Origin of the sequence: Rhodococcus sp. YH1, from assembly GCF_009939605.1 — a bacterium.
Lineage (GTDB): Bacteria > Actinomycetota > Actinomycetes > Mycobacteriales > Mycobacteriaceae > Rhodococcus > Rhodococcus aetherivorans.
Map to the genome: position 1 here is coordinate 1 of NZ_WVTE01000207.1, position 24,741 is coordinate 24,741.

A 24,741-nucleotide genomic window follows, 5' to 3' on the forward strand; every position below is an offset into this window, starting at 1 on the left:
TCGGCGGCCTGCACGGCCTTCTCCCGGTCCACGCCGAGCGGCATCTGCTGGATCTTCTCGTGCAGCATCAGGACGGCGTGCAGCAGCATCTCCGGCCGGGGCGGGCACCCGGGTAGGTAGATGTCGAGGCGGCGATCGAGAAGGTCGTCGTCCACCGCGGTGAGCTGACCTTCCACGTCCGTCGCGAGCACCTTCCCGAGGTGGCCCGGCGGTTGCGCGACGAACCGGACCTGCGCTTCGAACTGTGCCTCGGCGTCGACGGGGCGCACTACCCGCAGGACACCGGCCGCGAACTGCACGCGGTGTACCCGCTCATGTCGATCACCCACAACCGCCGCATCCGGCTCGAGGTGTCGGCCCCGGACGCCGACCCCCACATCCCGTCGCTGTACGGGGTGTATCCGACCAACGACTGGCACGAGCGCGAGACCTACGACTTCTTCGGGATCGTGTTCGACGGCCACCCGTCGCTGACCCGCATCGAGATGCCCGACGACTGGTCGGGGCATCCGCAACGCAAGGACTATCCGCTCGGCGGCATCCCCGTCGAGTACCACGGGGCGGAGATCCCGCCGCCCGACGAGCGGAGGGCGTACAGCTGATGACCGACATCACCGAGGGGCCGGTCCACACCGTCGTCGGCGAGGACTGGGACAGCATCGTCGAGGCCGCCCGCGCCTCGGCCGCCGACCGCGGCGACGAACGCATCGTGGTCAACATGGGGCCCCAGCACCCGTCGACCCACGGCGTCCTGCGGCTCGTGCTCGAGATCGAGGGCGAGACCGTCACCGAGGCCCGCTGCGGAATCGGCTACCTGCACACCGGCATCGAGAAGAACCTCGAATACCGCACCTGGACCCAGGGCGTCACCTTCGTCACCCGGATGGACTACCTGTCGCCGTTCTTCAACGAGACCGCCTACTGCCTCGGCGTCGAGAAGCTGCTCGACATCACCGACGCGATCCCCGAACGGGCCACCGTGATCCGCGTGCTGCTCATGGAGCTCAACCGGATCTCCTCGCACCTCGTCGCCCTGGCCACCGGCGGCATGGAACTCGGCGCGATGACCGCGATGTTCCTCGGTTTCCGGGAGCGGGAACTGATCCTCGACGTGTTCGAGACGATCACCGGTCTGCGCATGAACCACGCCTACATCCGTCCGGGCGGGCTCGCGCAGGACCTGCCGGCCGGGGCGGTCGAGAAGATCCGCGACCTGCTCGACCTGCTGCCCCGGCGGCTGCGGGACATGGCGGACCTGCTCAATGAGAACCATATCTGGAAGGCCCGCACCCAGGGCATCGGCTACCTCGACCTGACCGGCTGCATGGCCCTCGGCATCACCGGCCCCGTCCTGCGCTCGACCGGCCTGCCGCACGACCTGCGCAAGTCGCAACCGTACTGCGGCTACGACACCTACGAGTTCGACGTGTGCACCGACACCGGATGCGACGCCTACGGCCGCTACCTGATCCGGATCGACGAGATGAAGCAGTCGATCAGGATCGTCGAGCAGTGTCTCGACCGGCTGCGACCCGGGCCGGTCATGGTGGAGGACAAGAAGATCGCGTGGCCGGCCGACCTGTCCCTCGGCGCGGACGGTCTCGGTAACTCCCCGGAGCACATCCGGAAGATCATGGGCAACTCGATGGAGGGCCTGATCCACCACTTCAAGCTCGTCACCGAGGGTTTCCGCGTCCCACCCGGCCAGGTGTACACCGCCGTCGAGTCCCCGCGCGGGGAACTGGGCGTGCACATGGTCAGCGACGGTGGCACCCGGCCGTACCGGGTGCACTTCCGGGACCCGTCCTTCACGAACCTGCAAGCGGTGTCCGCGATGTGCGAGGGCGGCATGGTCGCCGACGTCATCGCCGCGGTCGCCAGCATCGATCCCGTGATGGGGGGAGTGGACCGTTGACGCAGGAGCAGCGAGTGGCGATCGAGCCGGACCCGGCCCCCGGCCCGGTGTTCATCCAATTCGGCCCACGACCCGAGGAGCGGACCCGATTGGTGCGGCCGGGCGCCCGCGAGCGGTACCCGGCGGACGTGCGGGCCCGCCTCGAGACCGACGCCGCGGAGATCATCGGCCGCTACCCGCAGCCACGCTCCGCCCTGCTGCCGCTGCTGCACCTGGTGCAGTCCGAGGACGGGTACATCACCCCGGCCGGCGTCGAGTTCTGCGCCGACCGGCTCGGGCTCACCGGCGCCGAGGTCGGCGCGGTGGCCACGTTCTACTCCATGTACCGGCGCGAGCCCACCGGCGACTACCTCGTCGGCGTCTGCACCAACACCCTGTGCGCGATCATGGGCGGCGACGAGATCCTCGAAGCGCTCGAGGGACACCTCGGGCTGCGCACCGCAGCCGCCGGCACCGCGGAGGACGCCGCCGGCGACGCCACCGAGGCCGGCACCATCACCCTCGAGCACCTCGAATGCAACGCCGCCTGCGACTTCGCACCCGTCGTGATGGTCAACTGGGAGTTCTTCGACCACCAGACCCCGGACTCGGCCCGCGCGCTCGTCGACGACCTGCGCGCCGGCCGCCCCGTCACGCCCACCCGGGGCGCACCGCTGTGCACCTTCCGGCAGACCGCCCGCATCCTCGCCGGGTTCCCGGACGAGCGTCCCGGCGCCCTGGCGGCGGGCGGCAGCGCGGGTGCGGCATCGCTCGCGGGCCTGCGCATCGCCCGTGAGCGGGGCATGCGGGCCCCCGCGCCGGAGCCGGAACAGTCCTCCGACCCGGGCCCGGTCGCCGGACCCCGATCCGAAGGAGGCTGACGTGCCGTTGACCCCTGTCCTGAGCCGGTACTGGGACGAGCCCGAGTCCTGGACACTCGACACCTACCGCCGCCACGACGGATACGAGGGCCTGCGCAAGGCACTGCGCATGCCCCCGGACGAGGTGATCGCCACCGTCAAGGAGGCGGGCCTGCGCGGCCGCGGCGGCGCCGGCTTCGCCACCGGCGTGAAGTGGAGCTTCATCCCCCAGGGCGACGGCAAGCCCCACTACCTGGTGGTCAACGCCGACGAATCCGAGCCGGGCACCTGCAAGGACATGCCCCTGCTGCTGGCCACACCGCACGCGCTCGTCGAAGGCGCCGTCATCGCGGCGTACGCCATCCGCGCCGCGCACGCCTTCGTCTACGTCCGCGGCGAGGTGGTGCCGGTGCTGCGCCGGCTGCAGGCCGCGGTCGCCGAGGCCTACGCCGCGGGCTTCCTCGGCCGCGACATCCTCGGCAGCGGCTACGACCTCGAACTCGTCGTGCACGCCGGCGCCGGGGCGTACATCTGCGGTGAGGAGACCGCGCTGCTGGACTCGCTCGAGGGCCGACGCGGCCAGCCCCGGCTGCGCCCGCCGTTCCCCGCCGTCGCGGGCCTGTACGCGCGCCCGACGGTCGTCAACAACGTCGAGTCGATCGCGAGCGTGCCGTCGATCCTCCACAACGGGATCGAGTGGTTCCGCTCCATGGGCACCGAGAAGTCACCGGGCTTCACGCTCTACTCCCTGTCCGGTCACGTGACGACACCCGGCCAGTACGAGGCGCCCCTGGGAATCACCCTGCGGGAACTGCTCGACTACGCGGGCGGCGTGCGGGCCGGGCACCGGCTGAAGTTCTGGACCCCCGGCGGCTCGTCGACGCCGCTCTTCACCGACGAGCACCTCGACGTCCCGCTCGACTACGAAGGCGTCGCCGGGGCCGGCTCCATGCTGGGCACCAAGGCACTGCAGATCTTCGACGAGACCACCTGCGTGGTGCGCGCGGTGCTGCGCTGGACCGAGTTCTACGCGCACGAGTCGTGCGGCAAGTGCACACCGTGCCGGGAGGGCACCTACTGGCTGGTGCAGATCCTGCGGCGGCTCGAGCGGGGCGACGGAACCGGAGCCGACCTGGACAAGCTGCTCGACCTCTCCGACAACATCCTCGGCAGGTCGTTCTGCGCACTCGGCGACGGCGCGACCAGCCCCATCACGTCGTCGATCACATACTTCCGCGACGAGTACCTGGCGCACTTCGAGCACGGCGGCTGCCCGTTCGACCCGCACCTGTCCACCCTCATGGCGGGCGCCGGTGCGGGCCGACCGAACGACGGGGGTACGCGATGAGCGTCCACACCAACCACGACACCACCGGCCTGCCGACCCCGCCCGATCTGGTGACCGTCGTCGTCGACGGCGTCGAGATCAGCGTCCCGAAGGGCACCCTCGTCATCCGCGCCGCGGAACTGCTCGGCGTCCAGATTCCCCGATTCTGCGACCACCCGCTGCTCGAACCCGTCGGCGCGTGCCGCCAGTGCCTGGTCGACGTGGAGGGCCAGCGCAAGCCCGTCGCCTCGTGCACAACCCCGGTGACGGACGGCATGGTCGTGCACACGCAGCTGACGTCGCCTGTGGCCGACAAGGCGCAGAAGGGCGTGATGGAGCTGCTGCTGATCAACCATCCGCTGGACTGCCCGGTCTGCGACAAGGGCGGCGAATGTCCCCTGCAGAACCAGGCAATGTCGAACGGGCGTGCCGAGTCCCGCTTCACCGAGGTCAAACGCACGTTCCCCAAACCGATCTCGCTCTCCTCGCAGATCCTCCTGGACCGCGAGCGATGCGTGCTCTGCGCCCGGTGCACACGGTTCTCCCAGCAGATCGCCGGCGACCCCTTCATCGAACTGATGGAACGCGGCGCCCTGCAGCAGGTCGGCATCTACGAGAAGGAACCGTTCGAGTCCTACTTCTCCGGCAACACCGTGCAGATCTGCCCGGTCGGCGCGCTCACGGGGGCGGCCTACCGGTTCCGCGCCCGGCCGTTCGACCTGGTGTCGAGCCCGAGCGTGTGCGAACACTGTGCCAGCGGCTGCGCCCAGCGCACCGACCACCGGCGCGGCACGGTGCTGCGCCGGCTGGCCGGTGACGACCCGCAGGTCAACGAGGAATGGAACTGCGACAAGGGCCGGTGGGCCTTCACCTACGCCACCCAGCCCGACCGCCTCACCACCCCGTTGGTCCGGGGCGACAACGGCACGCTCGCCCCTGCCTCATGGCGCGACGCCCTGCGGGTCGCCGCCCGCGGCCTCACCGCCGCGCGCGGCCGTACCGGCGTGCTCGTCGGCGGCCGCGTCACCGTCGAGGACGCGTACGCGTACGGCAAGTTCGCGCGTATCGGCCTGGACACCAACGACATCGACTTCCGGTCGCGTCCGCATTCCGCGGAGGAGGCACAATTCCTGGCGGCCCGGGTCGCCGGCCGGTGGCCCGGCGCCGGCGCCGTGACCTACGACGACCTCGAGAACGCCCCCGCGGTGCTGCTCGCCGGATTCGAGCCCGAGGACGAGTCGCCCATCGTGTTCCTGCGGCTGCGCAAGGCGGTCCGCAGGCGGGGGCTGGCGGTGCGCGCGATCGCACCGTTCGCGAGCCGTGGCCTCGAGAAGCTGTCCGGCCGGCTCCTGCCGGCCGTCCCGGGCGCCGAACCGGACCTGCTCGACACCCTCCGCCTCGCCGGTCGGCCCGGACACCGGGACGAAGCGGAGACCGCCGAGCTCCTGCGCCGACCCGGTGCGGTCGTCCTGGTGGGGGAGCGGCTGGCCGCGGTGCCGGGGGCGTTGTCGGCCGTCGGCCGTCTCGCCGACGACACCGGCGCGCGGCTGGCGTGGATCCCGCGGCGGGCCGGTGAACGCGGTGCGCTGGAGGCCGGGACCCTGCCGGGACTTCTGCCCGGCGCCCGACCGGTCACCGACGCCGACGCCCGACGCCAGGTCGCCGCCGTCTGGGGCGTGCCGGACCTGCCGCCGTCCGCCGGCCGGGACACGGCGCAGATCCTCACCGACGCCGCGTCGGGCACGCTCGGAGCCCTGGTGATCGGCGGGGTCGACGTCGACGACCTGCCCGACCCGCACGCCGCTGTCGCCGCGGTCGACGCCGCCGGCTTCGTCGTCAGCCTGGAACTGCGGCGCAGCGCGATCACCGACCGGGCCGACGTCGTCTTCCCCGTCGCACCCGCGGTGGAGAAACCGGGAACCTTCCTCGATTGGGAGGGCCGGGCGCGCCCCTTCGCCGCCGCGTTGCGCAACACCGGCGCCCTGCCGGATCAGCGGGTCCTCGGCGCGATCGCCGACGAGATGGGCGTCCGCCTCGGCCTCGTCGACGCCGCGGCGGCTCTCGACGAGCTCGTGGCGCTGGGTTCCTGGGACGGCGCACCTGCCGGTCCGCCGGACGTCGCGCCGCGGGACCGCCCGCAGCCGGGCCCCGGTGAGGCGGTGCTCGCGGGATGGCGGATGCTCCTCGACCGCGGACGGATGCAGGACGGCGAACCGCATCTCGCCGGGACCGCCCGCCGGCCGGTGGCCCGGCTGTCCGCCGCCACCGCCGCCGAGATCGGCGCCGACGCCGGGGATCCGGTGACCGTCGCGACGGACCGGGGCTCGATCACGCTGCCCTTGGCGATCGCCGACATGCCCGACCGGGTCGTGTGGGTGCCGCTCAATTCGCCGGGATGCGCGGTGCATCGGCAACTGGCCGCGTCCGTGGGGGACACCGTCCGGATCCGCCGGGGCGACGCCCGGTCGCAGGAGGTGACCGATGAGTGACGCCGTTCTGTTCGGCGCCGCGGCGGTGCCGGTTCCCGGCGCCCTGTCGGCGCAGTCCGGGTACCCCGATCCGGCGTCGTTCGGTCAGGATCCGTGGTGGCTGGTCGTCGTCAAGGCGGTGGCCGTCTTCGCCTTCCTGGTGTTGACGGTGCTCGTCGCGATTCTTGCGGAGCGAAAGATCCTGGCGCGCATGCAGATGCGGGTCGGCCCGAACCGGGTGGGCCCGCGCGGGTTGCTGCAGAGCCTCGCCGACGGCGTCAAACTCGCCCTGAAGGAGGGCATCGTGCCCGCGGGCGTGGACAAACCCATCTACGTCCTCGCGCCGATCATCGCGACAGTGCCGGCGTTCATGGCGTTCGCCGTCATCCCGCTCGGGCCGGTGGTCTCCGTGTTCGGCCAGCACACGCCGCTGCAGTTGACGGACCTGCCCGTGGCCGTGCTGTACATCCTCGCGGCCACCTCGATCGGCGTCTACGGCATCGTGCTCGCCGGCTGGGCGTCCGGGTCCACCTACCCGCTGCTGGGCGGTCTGCGCTCGACGGCGCAGGTGATCTCCTACGAGATCGCGATGGCCCTCTCGTTCGCGGCCGTCTTCCTGCTGTCGGGCACGCTGTCCACCTCCGGCATCGTCGCCGCCCAGGACGGCGTCTGGTACGTCTTCCTGCTCCTGCCCTCGTTCCTGATCTACGTCACGGCGATGGTCGGCGAGACCAACCGGGCACCGTTCGACCTGCCCGAAGCCGAGGGCGAACTCGTCGGCGGCTTCCACACGGAGTACTCGTCGCTGAAGTTCGCGATGTTCATGCTCGCCGAGTACGTCAACATGGTGACGGTCTCGGCGCTGGCCACCACCCTGTTCCTCGGCGGCTGGCGCGCGCCGTGGCCGCTGAACATGTGGGAGGGCGCGAACTCCGGCTGGGTGCCGCTGCTCTGGTTCGTCCTCAAGGTGTGGGGATTCCTGTTCCTGTTCGTATGGTTGCGCGGCACACTGCCCCGGCTGCGGTACGACCAGTTCATGAACCTGGGCTGGAAAGTGCTGATTCCGGTGGCGCTCGCCTGGATCATGGTCGTCGCCGTGATCCGCGTCCTGCGCACGGAGGGCCTGGACCGGTGGCAGATCGTCCTCGCCGCGGCGGGTGTCGTCGTCGCCCTGGCGGTGCCGTCGCTCATGTGGAACCGCATGCGCGCCGGCCGCCCCCGGCCCACCGGGACCCCCGGCGGGACGGCGGCCCCTCCGGTTGCGGCGACCGCCGAGCCGTTCGACCCGATGGCCGGGGGCTTCCCCGTCCCGCCGCTGCCCGGCCAGACGCTGCCGCCGCGGCAGCGACGCACCCCCGTCGCCGCAGCCGCCGAGGGCGGCGCCGGGCGCCGTTCCGATCCGACCACCGAGGAGAACCGCGATGCCTGACTTCCTCGATCCCATCGCGGGATTCGGAGTGACCTTCAGGGCGATGTTCCACAAGGCCCAGACCGAGCGCTACCCCGAGCAGAAGGAACCGACCGCACCGCGCTACCACGGCCGACATCAGCTCAACCGCCATCCCGACGGACTGGAGAAGTGCATCGGGTGCGAACTGTGTGCCTGGGCGTGCCCCGCCGACGCCATCTACGTCGAGGGTGCGGACAACACCGACACCGAGCGATACTCGCCGGGGGAGCGCTACGGACGCGTCTACCAGATCAACTACCTGCGGTGCATCGGGTGCGGGCTGTGCATCGAGGCCTGCCCGACGCGGGCGTTGACCATGACCAACGAGTACGAGATGGCCGACGACAACCGGACCGACCTGATCTACGACAAGACCAGGCTGCTCGCGCCGCTCGCGCCCGGCATGGCCGCCCCGCCCCACGACATGTACCCGGGCACGACGGACGAGGACTACTACCTCGGCACGGTGACCGAGGCCGCGCCCGGCACCACGTCGGCCGCCGACGGAACCGTCGAAGCCGACCGGGAACCGACGCAGCCGCGAGGCGGCCGCGATGTGGCGTGACCGGCGGAGAGGGGAGTGGTCTCGATGGACCCGATGACTCCGGCGCTGCTGGCGGCCGAGGCCTTCACCCGCACGTCCACCGGTGAGGCCGTGCTGTTCTGGATCCTCGGAACACTCGCGGTGATCGGCGCACTGGGCGTCGTCACCGCGACCAAGGCCGTGTACTCGGCGATGTTCCTCGCCGTCACCATGATCATCCTCGCGGTGTTCTACATCGCCCAGGACGCGTTGTTCCTCGGCGTCGTGCAGATCGTGGTGTACACGGGGGCGGTCATGATGCTGTTCCTGTTCGTGGTCATGCTCGTCGGCGTCGATTCCTCCGACGCGCTCGTCGAGACCCTGCGCGGCCAGCGGGTCGCCGCGATCGCGGCCGGCCTCGGATTCGGGCTGCTGCTCGTCGGCGGTCTCGGCAACGCCGCCGTCGGGGAGTTCGCCGGCCTCGACGACGCGAACGCCGCAGGCAACATCGCCGGCCTGGCCGAGCTGATCTTCGTACGGTACGTCTGGGCGTTCGAACTCACCGGAGCCCTGCTGATCACCGCCACGATCGGCGCCATGGTCCTCGCCCATCGGGAACGCTTCGGGCTGCGCAAGACCCAGCAGGAACTGTCGCAGGAACGCTTCCGCGCCGGCGGCCGCGCCACCCCGCTGCCGAGTCCCGGGGTCTACGCCCGCCACAACGCGGTCGACGTGCCGGCCCGGCTGCCCGACGGATCGTACTCGGACCTGTCGGTCAGCGAGGTGCTCCGGCGGCGGGCGATGTCCGCCGACGGAGCAGCCGGCCCACGCGCGGGCGACGCACCCCCACGCGGCTCGTCCGGTGAGGAGGGATCGCGGTGAACCCCGAGAACTACCTGTACCTGTCCGCCCTGTTGTTCACCATCGGTGCGGCCGGTGTCCTGCTGCGCCGCAACGCGATCGTCGTGTTCATGTGCATCGAGCTCATGCTCAACGCCGCGAACCTGGCGTTCGTCACGTTCGCCCGCATGCACGGCAACCTCGACGGTCAGGTCATCGCGTTCTTCACCATGGTCGTCGCCGCCGCCGAGGTCGTCGTCGGCCTGGCGATCATCATGACCATCTTCCGCGCCCGGCGTTCGGTGTCCGTCGACGACGCCAACCTCCTGAAGTACTGACGACCCCGGACAGCCCGTCCGCACACGCACGAGGAGGAGACTGTGCCCGAGACGACCGCGCCCGAGACGACCGCGCCCGAGACGACGGCCCGCGCCGGTGGCGCCCCGACGGGCGGACCGGCATGAACGGCGGAATCTCGTCCACCGTCTGGCTGCTGCCCGCGCTGCCGCTGCTCGGCGCGGCCGTGCTGCTGCTGGCCGGCCGGCGCAGCGACACGTGGGGACACCTGCTCGGATGCGCGACGGCACTCGCCTCGTTCGCGCTCGGGGTCGCCCTCTTCGTCGACATGCTCGGCCGCGACGCCGCCGACCGTGCCGTGAACCAGAGCCTCTTCGAATGGATACCGGTCGCGGGCCTGCAGATCGACTTCGGGCTCCAGCTCGACCAGCTGTCGATGTGCTTCGTGCTGCTGATCACCGGCGTCGGCTCACTCATCCACATCTACTCGGTCGGGTACATGGCACACGGCCCCGACCCCTCGGGTCGCTCCGCCGGCTCCGCTCCGGATGCGTCGGGTCGCTCCGCCGGCTCCGCTCCGGATGCGTCGGGTCGCTCCGTCGCTCCCGGGCGCCGGTTGTTCTTCGCCTACCTCAACCTCTTCCTTGCGGCGATGCTGCTGCTCGTCCTCGCCGACAACTACCTCGGCCTGTACGTGGGCTGGGAGGGTGTCGGTCTCGCCTCGTACCTGCTCATCGGGTTCTGGCAGTACAAGCCGTCCGCCGCAACCGCCGCGAAGAAGGCGTTCGTCGTCAACCGCGTCGGCGACATGGGCCTGGCCGTCGCCATGATGATCATGTTCGCGACGTTCGGTTCCGTCACCTTCGACGACGTCTTCGGCGGGGCCGAGGGTGCGAGCGACGGCGTGCTCACCGCACTCGGCCTCGTGCTGCTGCTCGCCGCCTGCGGCAAGTCCGCGCAGGTGCCGCTGCAGTCCTGGCTCGGTGACGCGATGGAAGGCCCGACACCGGTGTCGGCGCTGATCCACGCCGCCACCATGGTCACCGCGGGCGTCTACCTGATCGTCCGGTCCGATGCGATCTTCGACCTCGCCCCCACCGCGCAACTCGCCGTCGTGCTCGTGGGCGCGGTGACGCTGCTGTTCGGGGCCGTCATCGGCTGCGCCAAGGACGACATCAAGAAGGCGCTCGCCGCGTCGACGATGAGCCAGATCGGCTACATGGTCCTCGCCGCCGGCCTCGGTCCCGCCGGGTACGCCTTCGCGATCATGCACCTGCTCACCCACGGCTTCTTCAAGGCCGGTCTGTTCCTCGGTGCCGGATCGGTGATGCACGGGATGAACGACGAGGTGAACATGCGCCGCTACGGCGGCCTGCGCACCGTCATGCCCGTCACGTTCGTCACCTTCGGCCTCGGCTACCTCGCGATCATCGGCATCCCGCCGTTCGCCGGCTTCTTCTCCAAGGACAAGATCATCGAGGCCGCTTTCGGAGCGGGCGGCGCCGAAGGCGTCGTCCTCGGGACGGCCGCCCTGCTCGGTGCCGGCATCACCGCGTTCTACATGACGCGGGTGATGCTGATGACCTTCTTCGGCCGGCGTCGCTGGGCCGCCGACGTCCATCCCCACGAGGCGCCGGCCGTGATGACGGTGCCCATGATCGTGCTGGCCGTGGGCTCGGTCGGCGCCGGTGCTGCGCTCAGCCTGGGGGGAGCGCTGCAGAACTGGCTCGAGCCGGTGGTGGGGACGTACGAGGCCGAACACCTGCTGCCGGTGTGGGTGACCACCGCCCTCACCCTCGCCGTCGTGCTCGCCGGTGCCGCGGTGGCCTACCGGCAGTACACTCGGCGCGACATTCCCGAGGTCGCCCCCGCCGAGGTATCGGTGTTCACCGTCGCCGCCCGCAGGGATCTCTACGGCGACGCGGTCAACGAGGCGGTGTTCATGCGGCCCGGACGGTCCCTGACCTCGACCCTGGTGACCGTCGACGACAAGGGCGTCGACGGCGCGGTCGACGGGATCTCCGCCACGGTCGGCGCGCTGTCCGCCCGGATGCGGCACCTGCAGACCGGTTTCGTGCGGTCCTACGGCTTGTCCATGTTGGTAGGCGCGGCCGTCGTGGTCGCGACGATGGTGCTGGGGAGGCTGTAGTGGACGACTTTCCCTGGTTGACGACCCTGTGGGTGGTTCCGCTCGTCGGTGCCGTCGTCGTGCTGGCGCTTCCCGCCCGCATGCGAAGCCTCGCCAAGACGACGGCGCTGGTGGTCGCGGCCGTGGTGCTCGTACTGGTCTGCGCACTGGCGGTCGGATTCGATCCGGCAGGTGAGCAGTACCAGTTCGTCGAATCCCACGAGTGGATTCCGGCCCTGGGCACCCGATACACGCTGGGCGTGGACGGTATCGCGCTCGTGCTGGTGCTGCTGACCGCGGTGCTGCTTCCGCTGCTGATGCTGGCGGGCTGGAACGACGCGACACAGGCCGAGTCCGCCGCGACCGCTCGGGGATCCGCGCCGCGGCGCACCACGCAGCTGTACATGGCGCTGATGCTGACGGTCGAGGCGATGGTGATGGTGTCGTTCACCGCCCTCGACGTGCTGCTGTTCTACATCTTCTTCGAAGCGATGCTCATTCCGATGTACTTCCTCATCGGAGGATTCGGGGATCGTCTCGGGGATCGCACGCAGCGCTCCCGCGCGGCGGTGAAGTTCCTGCTCTACAACCTGTTCGGCGGACTGATCATGCTGGCCGCGGTCATCGGGCTGTACGTGGTCACCGCCCGGCAGGGCGCCGGCACCTTCGACTTCCGGGACATCGTCGCCGCCGTGACCGGCGGCGGTCTCGGCGCCGACGCCGTGGTGCTCCACGCGCTGTTCCTCGGCTTCATGTTCGCCTTCGCCGTGAAGGCACCGTTGTGGCCGTTCCACACCTGGCTCCCCGGCGCCGCGGTGCAGGCCACCCCGGCCGGGGCGGTGCTGATGATGGCCGTGGTCGACAAGGTCGGCACGTTCGGCATGCTGCGCTACTGCCTGCAACTGTTTCCCGAGTCGTCGGTGTACTTCGCGCCGGTGATCGTCACGCTCGCGGTGATCGGCATCGTCTACGGCGCGGCGGTCGCCATCGGCCAGACGGACGTGATGCGCCTGATCGCCTACACCTCCATCTCGCACTTCGGGTTCATCATCCTCGGAATCTTCGCGATGACCAGCCAGGGGCAGGCCGGTTCGACGCTGTACATGGTCAACCACGGCATCTCCACCGCGGCGCTGTTCCTGATCGCCGGGTTCCTCGTCTCCCGGCGGGGATCCCGCGCGATCGCCGCCTACGGTGGCGTCCGCAAGGTCGCCCCCGTCCTGGCCGGCACGTTCCTCGTCGCGGGACTGGCGACCCTGTCCCTTCCCGGCCTGGCGCCGTTCGTCAGCGAATTCCTGGTGCTGATCGGCACGTATCCGCGTTACCAGGTCGCTGCCGTGTTCGCAGTGCTCGCACTCGTCCTCTCGGCGATCTACGTGCTGTGGCTGTACCAGCGCATGATGACCGGACCGGTCACCGACGGCAACGAGCACGTGTCCGATCTGGTGCCCCGCGAACTCGCCGTCGTGGTGCCGCTCATCGCGTTGCTCCTCGTCCTGGGCGTGTATCCGAAACCCGCGCTCGACGTGATCACCCCGGCGGTGAGCCGGGTCCTGGTCACGGTCGACCAGCCCGATCCGGCGCCGCCCGCGCCGGCCGAGCCCGTCGCGGGCGGCGGGACCGGGCCCGACACTCACGGAGGGACGCACAGGTGACTCTCTCGGACGGCACCACCGTTCTCGCTCAGGCGATTCCGGCCCCCGACCTCGAATACGGCCCGCTCTCTCCCATGCTGATCGTGTTCGGGGTCGCCGTCGCCGCAGTGCTCGTCGAGGCGTTCGTTCCCCGCCGCGGCCGGTACGCGAGCCAGCTGCTGCTCGCGCTCGGCGGTCTCGTGGCCGCGTTCGTGGCCGTCGTCGTGCTCGCCGCGGGGCTGGACTTCTCCGCCGAGGCCGCGCCCGGGTACACCGCCGCGGTGGACGCGGTGGCGGTCGACGGGCCCGCTCTGTTCCTGCAGGGCACCATCCTGCTTGTCTCGATCCTCGCGGTGCTGCTCGTCGCCGAACGCGGAATCGAGCCGGGCGCCCGCGGCGCCACTGCGGGGGGACCGGGCGCGGCGGCGACGGGCGCCGACAGTGCCGACGCATTCGCCCCGCAGGCGTCCGCGGTGCCGGGAAGCCTCGCCGAGCGCGAGGCCGCCGCGGTGGGGATGTCGCAGACCGAGGTCTTTCCGTTGGTGCTGTTCGCGGTCGGCGGGATGCTGCTGTTCCCGGCCTCGAACGACCTGCTCACGATGTTCATCGCGCTCGAGGTCCTGTCGCTGCCCCTATACCTGCTGTGCGGCCTGGCCCGGCGGCAGCGCCTGCTCTCGCAGGAATCGGCACTGAAGTACTTCCTGCTCGGCGCGTTCTCCTCGGCCTTCTTCCTCTTCGGCGTGGCGCTGCTGTACGGCTACGCGGGCACGGTCCGGTTGGCGGGCATCGCCGACGCCGTCGCGGGCCGCGCGGACGGGGACACACTGGCATTGATCGGCGCGGCGATGCTCGCGGTGGGCCTGCTGTTCAAGATCGGGGCGGTGCCGTTCCACTCGTGGATCCCCGACGTCTATCAGGGGGCGCCCACACCGATCACCGCCTTCATGGCGGCGGCCACCAAGGTCGCGGCGTTCGGCGCGATGCTGCGGGTGTTCTACGTGGCGCTGCCCGGGCTGCGCGACGACTGGCGTCCCCTGCTGTGGGGCGTCGCGATCCTGACGATGGTGGCGGGATCGGTGCTGGCCGTGACACAGAACGACGTGAAGCGGATGCTGGCCTACTCGTCGGTCGCCCACGCCGGCTTCATCCTCACCGGCCTGATCGCCGCCGACCGGGCGGGGCTGGCGTCGACGATGTTCTACCTGTTCGCCTACGGATTCAGCACCCTCGGCGCGTTCGCCGTCGTGACCCTGGTCCGCGACGATCTCGGGGAGGCGACCCACATGTCCCGATGGGCGGGGCTCGGCCGGCGCTCACCCCTCGTCGGCGCGGTCTTCGCCCTGTTCCTCCTCGCGTTCGCCGGCATACCGCTCACGAGCGGGTTCGTCAGCAAGTTCGCCGTGTTCGGGGCGGCGGCGGGCAGCGGAGCCGTTCCGCTCGTGATCGTCGGCGTGGTCAGTAGCGCGATCGCGGCGTACTTCTACGTGCGCGTCATCGTGCTGATGTTCTTCGACGAGCCGGACCGCGACGCCCCGACGGTCGTGGTGCCCAGTGTGCTGACAACCGTCGCGGTCGCCGCCGGGGCGGTGATGACGGTGGTGCTCGGCGTCTTCCCGCAGCCGCTGCTCGATCTCGCGGATCGGGTCGCGGTGTTCCTCGGCTGACCGCCGCGTCACCCGGCGGTCGCGGCGCGGCGGCGTCCGGTTCCCGCCGACCGCGTCGATCAGGCCGTAGTCACGGGCCTGCTCGGCGGTCAGGATCCGGTGTGCGCGCATGTTCTCGGCGATCTCTTCCACGGGGCGCCGGCAGACGTCCACGAGGTGTTGCTGCAGTGCCCGCAACTGCTGCCGGTCGGCCTCGACGTCGTGCGGCCACGGCTGCACCGGGTCGTCGCCGGAGGTGTCGAGCAGCGCGAGCGTGGTCGAGACGACCCGTCAGCCGGACGATCCGTCGGTCGCACAGCCGCTCGGCCAGCCAATCGGGGCCGGGGGCGACGAGCGACGTGTACTGCGCCGGTGCGGGGGCAGGCGGTGAGGTTCGGGCTGCCAGGGCGGCACCGGCGGCCGAAGCGGGCCTGGAGCAGTCTCGATAGTGATGCACCCCGTCGTCCGGCTCGCTGACCGCAGCCGGGATATACCGTGGTGTATGTCCCTCTCCCGTCGGCAGGTGTTGCGAGTCGGTATGGCCGGAGCGGCTGCGGTGCTGGTGGGTACGTCGGGGGTGAGCAGCGCGCGCTTACCGGCGCCGCGGTGGCGAGGAGATGACCCGTTCGTACTCGGTGTGGCATCGGGAGATCCGACACCGGACGGTGTCGTCCTGTGGACCCGTCTGGCACCGGACCCTCTTGCCCCCGGCGGGCGCGGCGGCATGGGGTGGGATCCGGTGACCGTCGAATACGAAGTCGCGCACGATGAGAGCTTCCGGCAGGTGGTGACGCGCGGTACGGCTGTCGCGACGCGCGAACTCGCCCACAGCGTGCACCCGGAGATCCACGGCTTGGAGCCCTCTCGCTGGTACTTTTACCGGTTTCGTGCCGGCTCGGCGATCTCTCCGGTGGGCCGGACCCGCACGGCCCCTGCTCCGGGACAACCCACTTCGCGGATGCGGTTTGCGTTCGCCTCCTGTCAATCGTGGAGTTCGGGGTTCTACACCGCATACGAGCACATGAGCGATGAGGACCTCGATTTGGTCGTCCATCTGGGCGACTACATCTACGAACGCGGGTGGAGGCGCGGCCGTGAGGGAATGTCGATGGGAGTGGACCGTGACGAAGCCGTCGATCTGCCCGGCTACCGGTTGCGCTACGCACAGTACAAAGCGGAGCAGCCGCTGCGGGACGCACATGCAGCTTTTCCCTGGATTGTGACCATGGACGATCACGAGGTCGACAACAATTGGGCCGCCGATGCGCCGGGACTGGGCATCGATATCTATCGCATCTCCGCGCTGTTCCGTCGGCGCCGAGCCGCTGCCTTCCAGGCGCTGTACGAGCATCAGCCGCTGCGACTCGCGCAGCGGCCCTCCGGGCCGGGGATGCGCCTGCACCGTCGCTATCGCTTCGGTGATCTCGCGCAGATCACCATGCTCGATACACGGCAATATCGGGACCGGCAGGCCTGCGGGGAGGACGTCACCGCGAACTGCGCCGACCGGCTCGACACCGACCGCACGATACTGGGTGCACCGCAACGGGACTGGCTGATCGATGGATTCATCGACTCGGCGGTCCGTTGGCAGATCATCGGCAATCAGGTGGCGATGGGCCAGACCGACAACGATCCCGGGCCGGAGACGGTCGTGTCGTCCGATTCCTGGGACGGGTACGTCGCCGATCGCAACACCGTCCTCGGCGCTGCGGCGGATCGCGGCGTCCGCAATCTGGTGGTGATCACCGGGGACCGCCACCAGAACATCGTCGCCGACTTGCGCCGGGACTACGCAGATCCGGAATCACCGGTCGTTGCGGCGGAATTCTCGGGAACGTCGATCACCTCAGCTGGCGACGGCGCCGACATGAACGACACCGGGCGCCGCCTGCTGGCCGCCAATCCCGACATGAAGTTCTTCAACGCGCAGCGTGGATACGTGCGCGTCGCCCTGGATCATCAGGTGTGGCGGAACGACTTCCGCGTCGTTCCCTATGTCCGGCGCCCGGGCGCGCCCATCCACACCCGTGCCAGCTTTGTTGTCGAGGATCAGAAGCCCAGTGTCACCGAAGCCTGACGGGGTTCAGCACTGATCCTCGGCCGGTCGGCGGCGGGTCCGTTTCGTCGCCCGCACTTCTGTCGCCTGCACGTTCGGTGACGTAGGTTCGAGTCATGGCCGGGTCATCTGTCCCGACGACCGCGGAATCGACCTCAGCGACCGGTTGCCGGTGCCCGCGGTGCGGCCCCGCAGTGGACGCCACCCGTGAGGTCATGATGCTCACGGCTGGTTCTCGACGCGACAGCGGGGTGGTGGGATTCTGGGGCGTGCGGTGCGGATGGGCGGGGCGGCCCGCGTGAGTTCACCGTCGCGCTCCCTCCTCGAGTTCCTCGGCGAGGAATTTCGAGTGGAGCGACTCCGCAGGCACCTGACTCACGGCGCTCTCGCCAAGGCGAGCGGCGTCAGCTACCACACGATCCTGCGCCTGGAACGAGGCGAAGGTATCACCGACATGGTGGATCTCGTCTGTATCGGCCTGGTGTTGGAGGTGCAGGCAACGGATCTGTTGAGGCGCGCTCTCGCGGAGGCGCGCCTGGCGGGGTACTTCACTGCCGAAGCGGAGTAGACCGCTCGCGGAAGCGGTCCCCCTCGAGCAACTACGGGCGATGTGCACCGACGCCGACGGCGATGCCCAGTTTCGAGGCGTGACTACAGGGACTTGCGGGGCGGATAATTGCGGCAGGTGAAATCGGTGCTGAGCCGAGTCGAGGGCGGTCGGCATGGATTGGCAACAACGCTGGGCGGTCGAGGGTGTGCAGACAGGAATTCTCATCGTGCGATCCCTGGTCGCAGAGGCGCTCGACGAGGTCCCCGCCGGAGTCGCACTGCGCGATGTTGCGTTGCCCGAGGACCTTCGGTGCCGCTACGAGCAGGCCCGCCTGTTGCTCGCCCGGGCGGTGACCGAGGCGCGGGCGATCGGTGTGGTCGTTCCCCCGGCCGCCGAACTCGACCCGGACAGGCTTTTTCGGGGGTTGCGGCCGTGTGAGTCGGGGAGGAATTAGAGCACCGGACGTCGGCCGGAGCCGGCAGCGCGAGCGATCGCGTCCTCCGGCGGTGCGGCGCCCCGGATTCTCGGTGCGCTCGCCCACGGCGTTCAGGCACGGCTCGTCGACGTCGAGGCGACCGCCCTGATCGACCGACCGGTTCTGTGTGCTGCATGTGAGGCACCGGTACCGAGTGCTGATCCTGAAGGGCATCCGGGTCACCCCGAGGTACCGAGTGACGTTTGCGGCAGCAGTGGCCATGTCCGACGCCGGTCGTTTCGACGTCGTCGTCATGGACGCGAGACTCCTGGGACAGGAGGCGGCGCGAGCCGGGACAATCCAGAAGTGCTCCTTTCGTTGGCGAGGCGTCTGCTGTCCCCGCCGTCCCGGCTGTGCCGCCGCCGACGTCGCGTTCGTGAGTTCGCGGCGGCTGGCTTGCTGGACGGGCTGGGGGGAGTAGCCAGAGCACGCCGCATCCGCGTCCTGCTGCACCTCGCCGACCATGGCGCAAACGTGGCAGCGCTGACCGAGGCCACCCGGCGAGGCCAGCTGGGATATCTGCTGTTCGACGATGCGTTGACTCCCCGCGGGGTCACCTACACGATCGAACAGATCTCGGGGCGGACCGGCCTCTCCAGGTCGGATGTGGAGCGGTGGTTTCGCTCGATGGGCCGTGGGGTGTCGACCGCGGGGGCGGCGGACTACAGCGAGGACGACCTGCGTCTGGCCCGGCTGTTGGCCGAGTACCGCGCTCTCGGCGGCGCGGACGCAGACCTGTTCGCGTTCGCCCGGATTGTGGGCAGAAATACCGCGACCCTCGCCGGCGCGACCGTGTCCTTGATTCAGCGGCAGCTCGATGCCGGCGCCGATCACCCCGAGATGGCACTGCGCTATGCCCGCGAGCTGCGACGGTTCGCGGAGTTTCAATCCCGCTTGCTCGGTCGCGCCGTCACCACGCGCCTTCGGCAGTATCTGCGTCAGCAGATCCACGCCGACACGGTCGATCACCGTGATCCCGGGGCGCATGAGGTCGCGGTGTGCTTCGCCGATCTGGTCGGGTTCACCGGTCTCGGGGAGCAACTGTCGCCATCGGAGCTCGGCGAGTTGGCCGATCGACTCGATGCTCTGACCACGGATGTGGTGGCCCCGCCGGTGCGGTTCGTGAAGACCGTCGGGGACGCGGTGCTGCTGCTGTCCCCGGACCCGACGAGTCTGGCCACGGTGGTGCTGGAGCTCCTTGCTGCCGCGCACCGGCAGGGTCTTCCGCCGCTGCATGCCGGGATCGCATGGGGCACTGCCGTGCGCAGTGCCGGTGATTGGATCGGTCGACCGCTCAACCGGGCGAGCCGCATCGCTTCGATCGCCAAACCACTCGAGGTGCTTGTCGACGTCGCGGCGATGCGTCGGCTGGACAGCGCGGCAGTGGCCGCGGAGCCGGCGGGCAGGTACACGCTGAAAGGCTTCGCCGGCGAGCATGAGCTTTATCGGGTCCATGCGGTCCGAAGGTCACCGAGCGAGACGGGACTCGAGCACTCCCCGTAGCGGCTCCTCCCGATAGAGGATCGGGTGGTGAGTTGCGCCCGCGGTTGGAGCAATCCCGCGGCCGCCCGCGAAGTCGGAGTTCCCCGGTCATCCGGCAACAATTGGGCCGCGGCTGCAGCAGGTCTGCTGCCGGCACTTCCCGCTGCCACGGCGAGGTAGACGAGATCCACCGATTCCAGGCGACCGGTGCGCCGGCTCTGCATCCGTGGTGGGCGGAGTCTGCGGCTTCCCTGCGCGCACCACCACCCGGAACCGGCGCTGCGCCAGATGCGCGTCGACTGTGGGGCTGTCCGAATCGGGTCAGGCGGACTCGCGGAGGTGTTCGAGCGCGTCGACGGCGGTGATGCCGCCGGCCTGGCGTGCGGCGTGCTCGACGGCCTGCGCCGGAAGCGAGAACGCGGCGCGGCCGCGCACGTGGGGCAGGACCAGGGTGCCGGCCGGATACGTGTCGACGAGGTCGTGGGCGCTGTCGGTGCCCAGGCGGCCGAAGTACAGCCCTTCCGGCAGGACCACCATGGTGGCTGCGTAGCGATCCCCGCCCACGTGGAGGACGACGGATGAGCAGGGCCCGGATGTGGCCGTGCGCTTCGTCCACGGCATCGGTGACCGCATCGAGCAGAACGCCGGAATTCGGATTCGGCCACTGCGGCGGTTTACCTCGAACAACGCACCGTGAAGGAGAGCGTCAGGAACGCTTCATCCTCTCGCACACCCGATCGTCGGCCGAACACCCCGCGCGGCAGATTCTGACCCACGCATCGACCAGTCTGGCGGGTGGCGCGACGAGGCCGGGCGTTGGTCCGCAGGTTCGCGCCCTCTCGCGGTCGGAGTGGGGCCGCGGGATGCGGGTGGATGCGCCGCTGAGGCTGTGGACGATGCGATGAGCGCATGGGCGGGGCATCACGGTTCTGTCGGGGTGACCGCGTCCCAGAATCGGTCGGGCACCGCGGGCCACTCGTCTCGCCACCGCCCGGCCTCCCAGTCCGCGCGCAGATCCGCGAGCAGCGCCACCAGGTGCGGCCCGCCGTCGAGCAGGTAGCGCACGATGCCGAGCGTGGCGCATTGCGCGGTGATCGTCGCGAGCAACTCTTTGGCCTCGTCGGCGCGGTCGGCCGCGGCGAGGGTGTCGACCAGCAGCCGCCGTGCCTGCAGTAGCGCCCGCGGCCGGCCGGCGTCTGCGAGCATGTCCACCCATTCCTGCGCCCAGGTGCAGGCCAACTCCGTCGACGCCGGTGTGTCGTCGTCGAGCAGTGCCCAGATGGCGACGGTCTCGTCGAGTTGGGCGGTGATCGCGTCGACCCCGTGCACCGGCCGGCGCCGCTCCGCATAGGCGACCGGGGGGCGCGGGGGAATGCCGGCGGTCGGGGGCAGTCGCAACCGTACGCGTTCCTCCTCGATCCGGGCCCGCAGCCTGGGTAACGTCAGCGTGTGCGCGGCCCGAGCGCCCGCATCCAGGCGCTGCGCGGCCGCCGCGCGATCGCCCCGCACCGCCTTGATCCGGGCGCCGATCGCGTACCGGGCCACCTTGAAGTCCACGGCGCCGCCCTCGTAACCGAGCAGGTAGGCCTCGTCGAGGAGTCGTTCCGCCTCGTCGAGGCGGTCCTGCTCGTACAGCAGCTCGCCGAGCAGTGACGCCGCGAGTCGGGCGGCGAGAGAGTGCCCGTCGCCCCGGCTGCGGGATACCCGCAGACCCTGCCGGAACCGCTCCTCGGCGGTGGCGATGTCGAGTCGTTCGTGCGCGGCGAGGCCGAGGCAGCAATAGCTGTGCATGTGGGCGTATGGCCCGTGGTTGCGGGCGTGGTATGGCGCGGCCCACTCCTGAAGCCGCTCCGTCGCGTCGAAATCGAACCGGTAGATCGCGGCCATGCTGGCGAGGTTCGCGGCCGCGGACACTACCCAGGGTGAGAGCGAGTCGGCCCGGGCCAGGCTGGGGCGGACCAGCTCGTCGATGGTGTCGAAGCGGTCGCACCGGGCCGCTACGACGGCACGCACCACCCCGACTTCGGCTCGCAGGTCCTCGGTCTCGTCGGCGGTGAGAGGCGCGGTGGTGAGGAGGGATTCGACGGCCTCGAGGGCCTGTTCGGCGGGGCGAACGCGGTTCAACAGGATCGTGGTCCATGCCACCATCAGTTGCAAGCGGGGGCGGTTGGACAGCACCGCCGGGGGTAGCTTGTCGAGAAGCGCCAGCGTGGACGTCACCTGGGAGTGCTCGAGCAGGCTCGCGCCGTGCCGTTCGACCAGGTCGACGGCCATCTCCTGATCCCCCGCGGCCTGGGCGTGGGTCACCGCGTCGCGGATGATCGCGTGCTCGGCGAACCATTGGGCCGCGGTGCGGTGCAGCTGCGTCACGCGTTCGGGGGTCTCGCGTTCGATCCGCCGTTGCAGGTACTCCCGGAACAGGTGGTGGTAGCGAAACCAGGTGCGGTCCTCGTCCATCCGGCGCAGGAACAGGCCGCGGTCCTCGATCTCCTCGAGCAACGACTGGCATCGAGTCGTTCCGGTGAGCACGGTTGCCAGCTCTGCAGAGACGTATTCGCAGATGCAGGTGGCGAGCAGGAACTCGAGAATTCGGGGTTCGAGGGTGTCGAGGACGTTCTCGGCGAGGTATTCCCCGATGACATGGTGGCGGCCGGTGATTCCGCGGATCAGCCCTGCCGGATCGTCGCTGTCGCGCAGCGACAGCGAAACCAACTGCAGCGCGGCCACCCAGCCGCCGGTGGCGCGGGTCAGTGCGTCGACGTCGTTGTCGGTCAGGCGGAGTCCGGCCAGCTCGACCAGCAGCCGTCGTACCTCCGGAGGGTCGAACCGCAGGGTGGCCGCGTCCACCTCGATCAGCTCGTCGCGCAGCCGCATGCGGCTCAGCGGCAGTCCGGTGCGCGCCTGGCTGGTCACGATGATCTGCAGGTGATTGGGGTCGGCGTTGTCCAACAGGTACGCCATCGCAGCGATGGTCGCTGAGTCGGAGACTCGGTGCCAGTCGTCGATGATCAGAGCGACGTGCTCCTCGGACTCCTGGATTTCGTTGATCAACGCGGTGAGCACATACTGCGTGGCGTCGTCGCCGTACTCCTCGAGGACCGCGCCGAGATCCTGGGCCAGGGCCGGCCGCACCTGTCGGAGGGATTCGAGCAGATGCGCCAGAAGCCGCACGGCCCCGTTGTCGTCACTGTCGACGGACAGCCAGGCCACCTGGACGCCGTTGTCGGCCAGTTCGCGCGACCATTGTGCGGCCAGGGTGGTCTTGCCGAAGCCCGGCGGGGCGGTGATGGCCGTCAGGATGCGCCGCCCACCCACACGCAGCAGCCGCAGCAGGCGCTCGCGGACCACCAGGGGGCGGGTCGCCGTCGGTGGGCGCAGCCGCGTGGCAGGCACCGGTCGGGTCAGCCGGCCGGATCCGGTCCGCCGCCGGCGGCCGGTGCCGGTCGTGGCGCGGGGGTGCGCGGCGCCGAGGTCGGTGGGCTCGCTGGCATCGGGCACCGGTAGCTCGTCCACCGGCAGCCCGTGGTGTTCCTCGACCGCACGCAACTGCTCGCCGAATGCGGCGGCGGTGCCGGTGCGTGAGGTCGGATCCCGGTCCATCGCGCGCTCGAGCATCTCGCCGACATCATCCGGGATGCCGGTGCCGCCGTGCAGGTCAGGTGCCGGCCCGCGGGTGATCCGTAGGAACTGCGCGACCACGGATTCGCCGCGGCGCCTCTCGTATGCCGCGTGCCCGGTGATGGCACAGAACAAGGTCGCGCCGAGCCCGTACACGTCCGCCGAGCGGGAGGGGGATTGTCCGGCGAGCACCTCCGGGGCGGTGAACGCCGGAGATCCCGTGACCGCGCCGGCGGCGGTCTCGAAAGCCCCGGCGACCCGAGCGATTCCGAAGTCGGTCAGCTGCGGCTCACCATAGTCGGTGAGCAGGATGTTCGCCGGTTTCACGTCCCGGTGCAGCATGCCCATGCGGTGCGCGGTCTCCAACGCGCCGGCGATCTTGACGCCAATCCCGAGTGCGTCCTCCCACCGCAGTGGGCCCTGCTCCCGGATCCGGGCCTCGAGCGAGTTGCGGCGGTGGTATTCCATCACGATGTACGGCTGACCGGATGCGGTGGCGCCGACCTCGTGGACGGTGACGATATTCGGGTGGCCGGACAGCCGCCCCATTGCGCGCTGCTCACGCAGGAAGCGTTCGAGGTTGTCGGGGTCCGGTTCCGAGGTCAGCACCTTGATCGCCACGGTGCGGTCCAGGGCGGGCTGCCGACACCGGTAGACGACGCCGAAACCACCCCGGCCGATCTCGTGCACGTCCTCGAACCCGGCCGCGACAAGTTCGGCCACGATGCGCGGCGGGGTCTCCCGCTGCGTCGCCAGCGGATCGCTCTCGGCCATCGGCTGCCTCACTCATAGCCGGGGTTGGTCGAATGCCCTGATCATATCCCCGTGGGATCGGAGGCGGGGCGATCGAACGGACGACCAGCGGCCTGTCCATCGAGGGAGCGGGCATTGTCGGCGGGCACTCACGCCTGGGGTCGCATGTTCCCCGAGAACCATTGTGCGGCAGCAGAACCCGACTCGCCGGCCTACGCGTCCGCGTCGCGGCGGCGTCGGCCGCGACGCCGGAGTCGGCTGTCGGCCGGTTGTCGGCCCCGGTTGGCCATTCGCCGATACGCGTGACGCACCGCCTTCTCAGCGAGCGGTTGGCCGCGCGGCGGCGACGTCGGTGTGTTGGCCGCACCCCAGAGCTGGAGCTGGTACGAGGGGCCTCGTCTGTCGCCAGGATTCGGCGCGGAACGGGTCCTCGAGGATGATCGGGTAGCCGGGGACAGGACTGTTCACCTCGTCTTGGCCGGCGATGGTGTATCCGGCAGTTCGGGGCCGGCGGGGACCGGGTCCGGGCGTCGGGCGGGTTTGACGCCGCTCGAGGCTCGGAGGGCACCGTGCAGCGTCACCCGCAGCGGATTCTGGGCGGCGTGTGCGAGGAGGGTGTGGAACTCGACGTCGAACCTCGATGGCTCTTTCGATGAGAGCGATTCGCTTCCCCGACCTGCCGTCGACCTCCCTGACCACGCTGCAGGAACTGGACTTTCACCCACCGCGGCAGTCATGAC

Annotated in this window: 17 protein-coding genes and 3 pseudogenes; 16 read left to right on the forward strand and 4 right to left on the reverse strand. The window is 70.1% G+C overall.

The window, feature by feature from the left end:
• Positions 1-128: pseudogene (locus AIIKEEIJ_RS14800) on the reverse strand (NADH-quinone oxidoreductase subunit B); the annotation flags it as partial.
• Here AIIKEEIJ_RS14800 and AIIKEEIJ_RS14805 point away from each other — a divergent pair.
• The 12 genes and pseudogenes from AIIKEEIJ_RS14805 to nuoN all read left to right on the forward strand — a co-directional run.
• Positions 117-602: pseudogene (locus AIIKEEIJ_RS14805) on the forward strand (NADH-quinone oxidoreductase subunit C); the annotation flags it as partial. The pseudogenes AIIKEEIJ_RS14800 and AIIKEEIJ_RS14805 overlap by 12 nt on opposite strands.
• Positions 602-1,915, forward strand: a complete 1,314-nt coding sequence (nuoD, locus tag AIIKEEIJ_RS14810; RefSeq protein ID WP_006931006.1) for an NADH dehydrogenase (quinone) subunit D — start codon at positions 602-604, stop codon at positions 1,913-1,915. The pseudogene AIIKEEIJ_RS14805 and the gene nuoD, both read left to right, overlap by 1 nt.
• A gap of 14 nt (positions 1,916-1,929) precedes the next feature.
• A complete protein-coding gene (gene nuoE / locus AIIKEEIJ_RS14815) occupies positions 1,930-2,775 on the forward strand; it encodes an NADH-quinone oxidoreductase subunit NuoE (RefSeq protein WP_443217107.1) in 846 nt (281 codons plus the stop codon).
• A 1-nt stretch (position 2,776) separates the two neighbouring features.
• A complete protein-coding gene (nuoF, locus tag AIIKEEIJ_RS14820) occupies positions 2,777-4,102 on the forward strand; it encodes an NADH-quinone oxidoreductase subunit NuoF (protein WP_161995961.1) in 1,326 nt (441 codons plus the stop codon).
• Positions 4,099-6,570, forward strand: a complete 2,472-nt coding sequence (locus AIIKEEIJ_RS14825) for an NADH-quinone oxidoreductase subunit G (RefSeq protein ID WP_161995962.1) — start codon at positions 4,099-4,101, stop codon at positions 6,568-6,570. Before nuoF ends, AIIKEEIJ_RS14825 begins: the two co-directional genes overlap by 4 nt.
• A complete protein-coding gene (nuoH, locus tag AIIKEEIJ_RS14830; RefSeq protein ID WP_161995963.1) occupies positions 6,563-7,978 on the forward strand; it encodes an NADH-quinone oxidoreductase subunit NuoH in 1,416 nt (471 codons plus the stop codon). Before AIIKEEIJ_RS14825 ends, nuoH begins: the two co-directional genes overlap by 8 nt.
• Positions 7,971-8,564 (forward strand): NADH-quinone oxidoreductase subunit NuoI, encoded by a 594-nt coding sequence (gene nuoI, locus AIIKEEIJ_RS14835; RefSeq protein ID WP_029543953.1) that lies wholly within the window; start codon positions 7,971-7,973, stop codon positions 8,562-8,564. The genes nuoH and nuoI overlap by 8 nt, the downstream gene beginning before the upstream one ends.
• Positions 8,565-8,597: 33 nt before the next feature.
• Positions 8,598-9,404 carry an NADH-quinone oxidoreductase subunit J gene (locus AIIKEEIJ_RS14840; RefSeq protein WP_202917065.1) on the forward strand — a complete coding sequence of 269 codons (807 nt, stop codon included), beginning with the start codon at positions 8,598-8,600 and terminating at the stop codon, positions 9,402-9,404.
• Positions 9,401-9,700, forward strand: coding sequence for an NADH-quinone oxidoreductase subunit NuoK (gene nuoK / locus AIIKEEIJ_RS14845; protein ID WP_006930999.1), 300 nt, complete (start codon positions 9,401-9,403; stop codon positions 9,698-9,700). Before AIIKEEIJ_RS14840 ends, nuoK begins: the two co-directional genes overlap by 4 nt.
• Before the next feature lie 122 nt (positions 9,701-9,822).
• Positions 9,823-11,808 carry an NADH-quinone oxidoreductase subunit L gene (nuoL, locus tag AIIKEEIJ_RS14850; RefSeq protein ID WP_161995965.1) on the forward strand — a complete coding sequence of 662 codons (1,986 nt, stop codon included), beginning with the start codon at positions 9,823-9,825 and terminating at the stop codon, positions 11,806-11,808.
• Positions 11,808-13,442 carry an NADH-quinone oxidoreductase subunit M gene (locus AIIKEEIJ_RS14855; RefSeq protein WP_161995966.1) on the forward strand — a complete coding sequence of 545 codons (1,635 nt, stop codon included), beginning with the start codon at positions 11,808-11,810 and terminating at the stop codon, positions 13,440-13,442. Before nuoL ends, AIIKEEIJ_RS14855 begins: the two co-directional genes overlap by 1 nt.
• A gap of 74 nt (positions 13,443-13,516) precedes the next feature.
• Positions 13,517-15,085 carry an NADH-quinone oxidoreductase subunit NuoN gene (gene nuoN, locus AIIKEEIJ_RS14860; protein WP_238406376.1) on the forward strand — a complete coding sequence of 523 codons (1,569 nt, stop codon included), beginning with the start codon at positions 13,517-13,519 and terminating at the stop codon, positions 15,083-15,085.
• Between the two features lie 102 nt (positions 15,086-15,187).
• Here the strand turns inward: nuoN and AIIKEEIJ_RS34050 are convergent.
• Positions 15,188-15,304: pseudogene (locus AIIKEEIJ_RS34050) on the reverse strand (hypothetical protein); the annotation flags it as partial.
• A 262-nt stretch (positions 15,305-15,566) separates the two neighbouring features.
• Between AIIKEEIJ_RS34050 and AIIKEEIJ_RS14870 the strand changes: the two are divergent.
• The 4 genes from AIIKEEIJ_RS14870 (at position 15,567) to AIIKEEIJ_RS14885 (ending at position 19,651) form a co-directional block, all read left to right on the forward strand.
• Complete coding sequence (locus AIIKEEIJ_RS14870) at positions 15,567-17,144, forward strand: alkaline phosphatase D family protein (RefSeq protein WP_161995968.1); 1,578 nt, start codon at positions 15,567-15,569, stop codon at positions 17,142-17,144.
• 277 nt (positions 17,145-17,421) lie between these two features.
• Positions 17,422-17,691 carry a helix-turn-helix transcriptional regulator gene (locus AIIKEEIJ_RS14875; protein ID WP_161995969.1) on the forward strand — a complete coding sequence of 90 codons (270 nt, stop codon included), beginning with the start codon at positions 17,422-17,424 and terminating at the stop codon, positions 17,689-17,691.
• 154 nt (positions 17,692-17,845) lie between these two features.
• Positions 17,846-18,127 (forward strand): hypothetical protein, encoded by a 282-nt coding sequence (locus AIIKEEIJ_RS14880; protein WP_043799581.1) that lies wholly within the window; start codon positions 17,846-17,848, stop codon positions 18,125-18,127.
• Positions 18,128-18,454: 327 nt separating this feature from the next.
• A complete protein-coding gene (locus AIIKEEIJ_RS14885; RefSeq protein ID WP_161995971.1) occupies positions 18,455-19,651 on the forward strand; it encodes an adenylate/guanylate cyclase domain-containing protein in 1,197 nt (398 codons plus the stop codon).
• A gap of 300 nt (positions 19,652-19,951) precedes the next feature.
• Here AIIKEEIJ_RS14885 and AIIKEEIJ_RS14890 read toward each other — a convergent pair whose 3' ends face one another.
• Entirely contained in the window at positions 19,952-20,167 is a 216-nt protein-coding gene (locus tag AIIKEEIJ_RS14890) for a hypothetical protein (RefSeq protein ID WP_161995972.1), read from the reverse strand.
• A 384-nt stretch (positions 20,168-20,551) separates the two neighbouring features.
• Positions 20,552-24,022, reverse strand: a complete 3,471-nt coding sequence (locus AIIKEEIJ_RS14895; RefSeq protein WP_161995973.1) for a protein kinase domain-containing protein — start codon at positions 24,020-24,022, stop codon at positions 20,552-20,554.
• Positions 24,023-24,741: the final 719 nt, after the last annotated feature.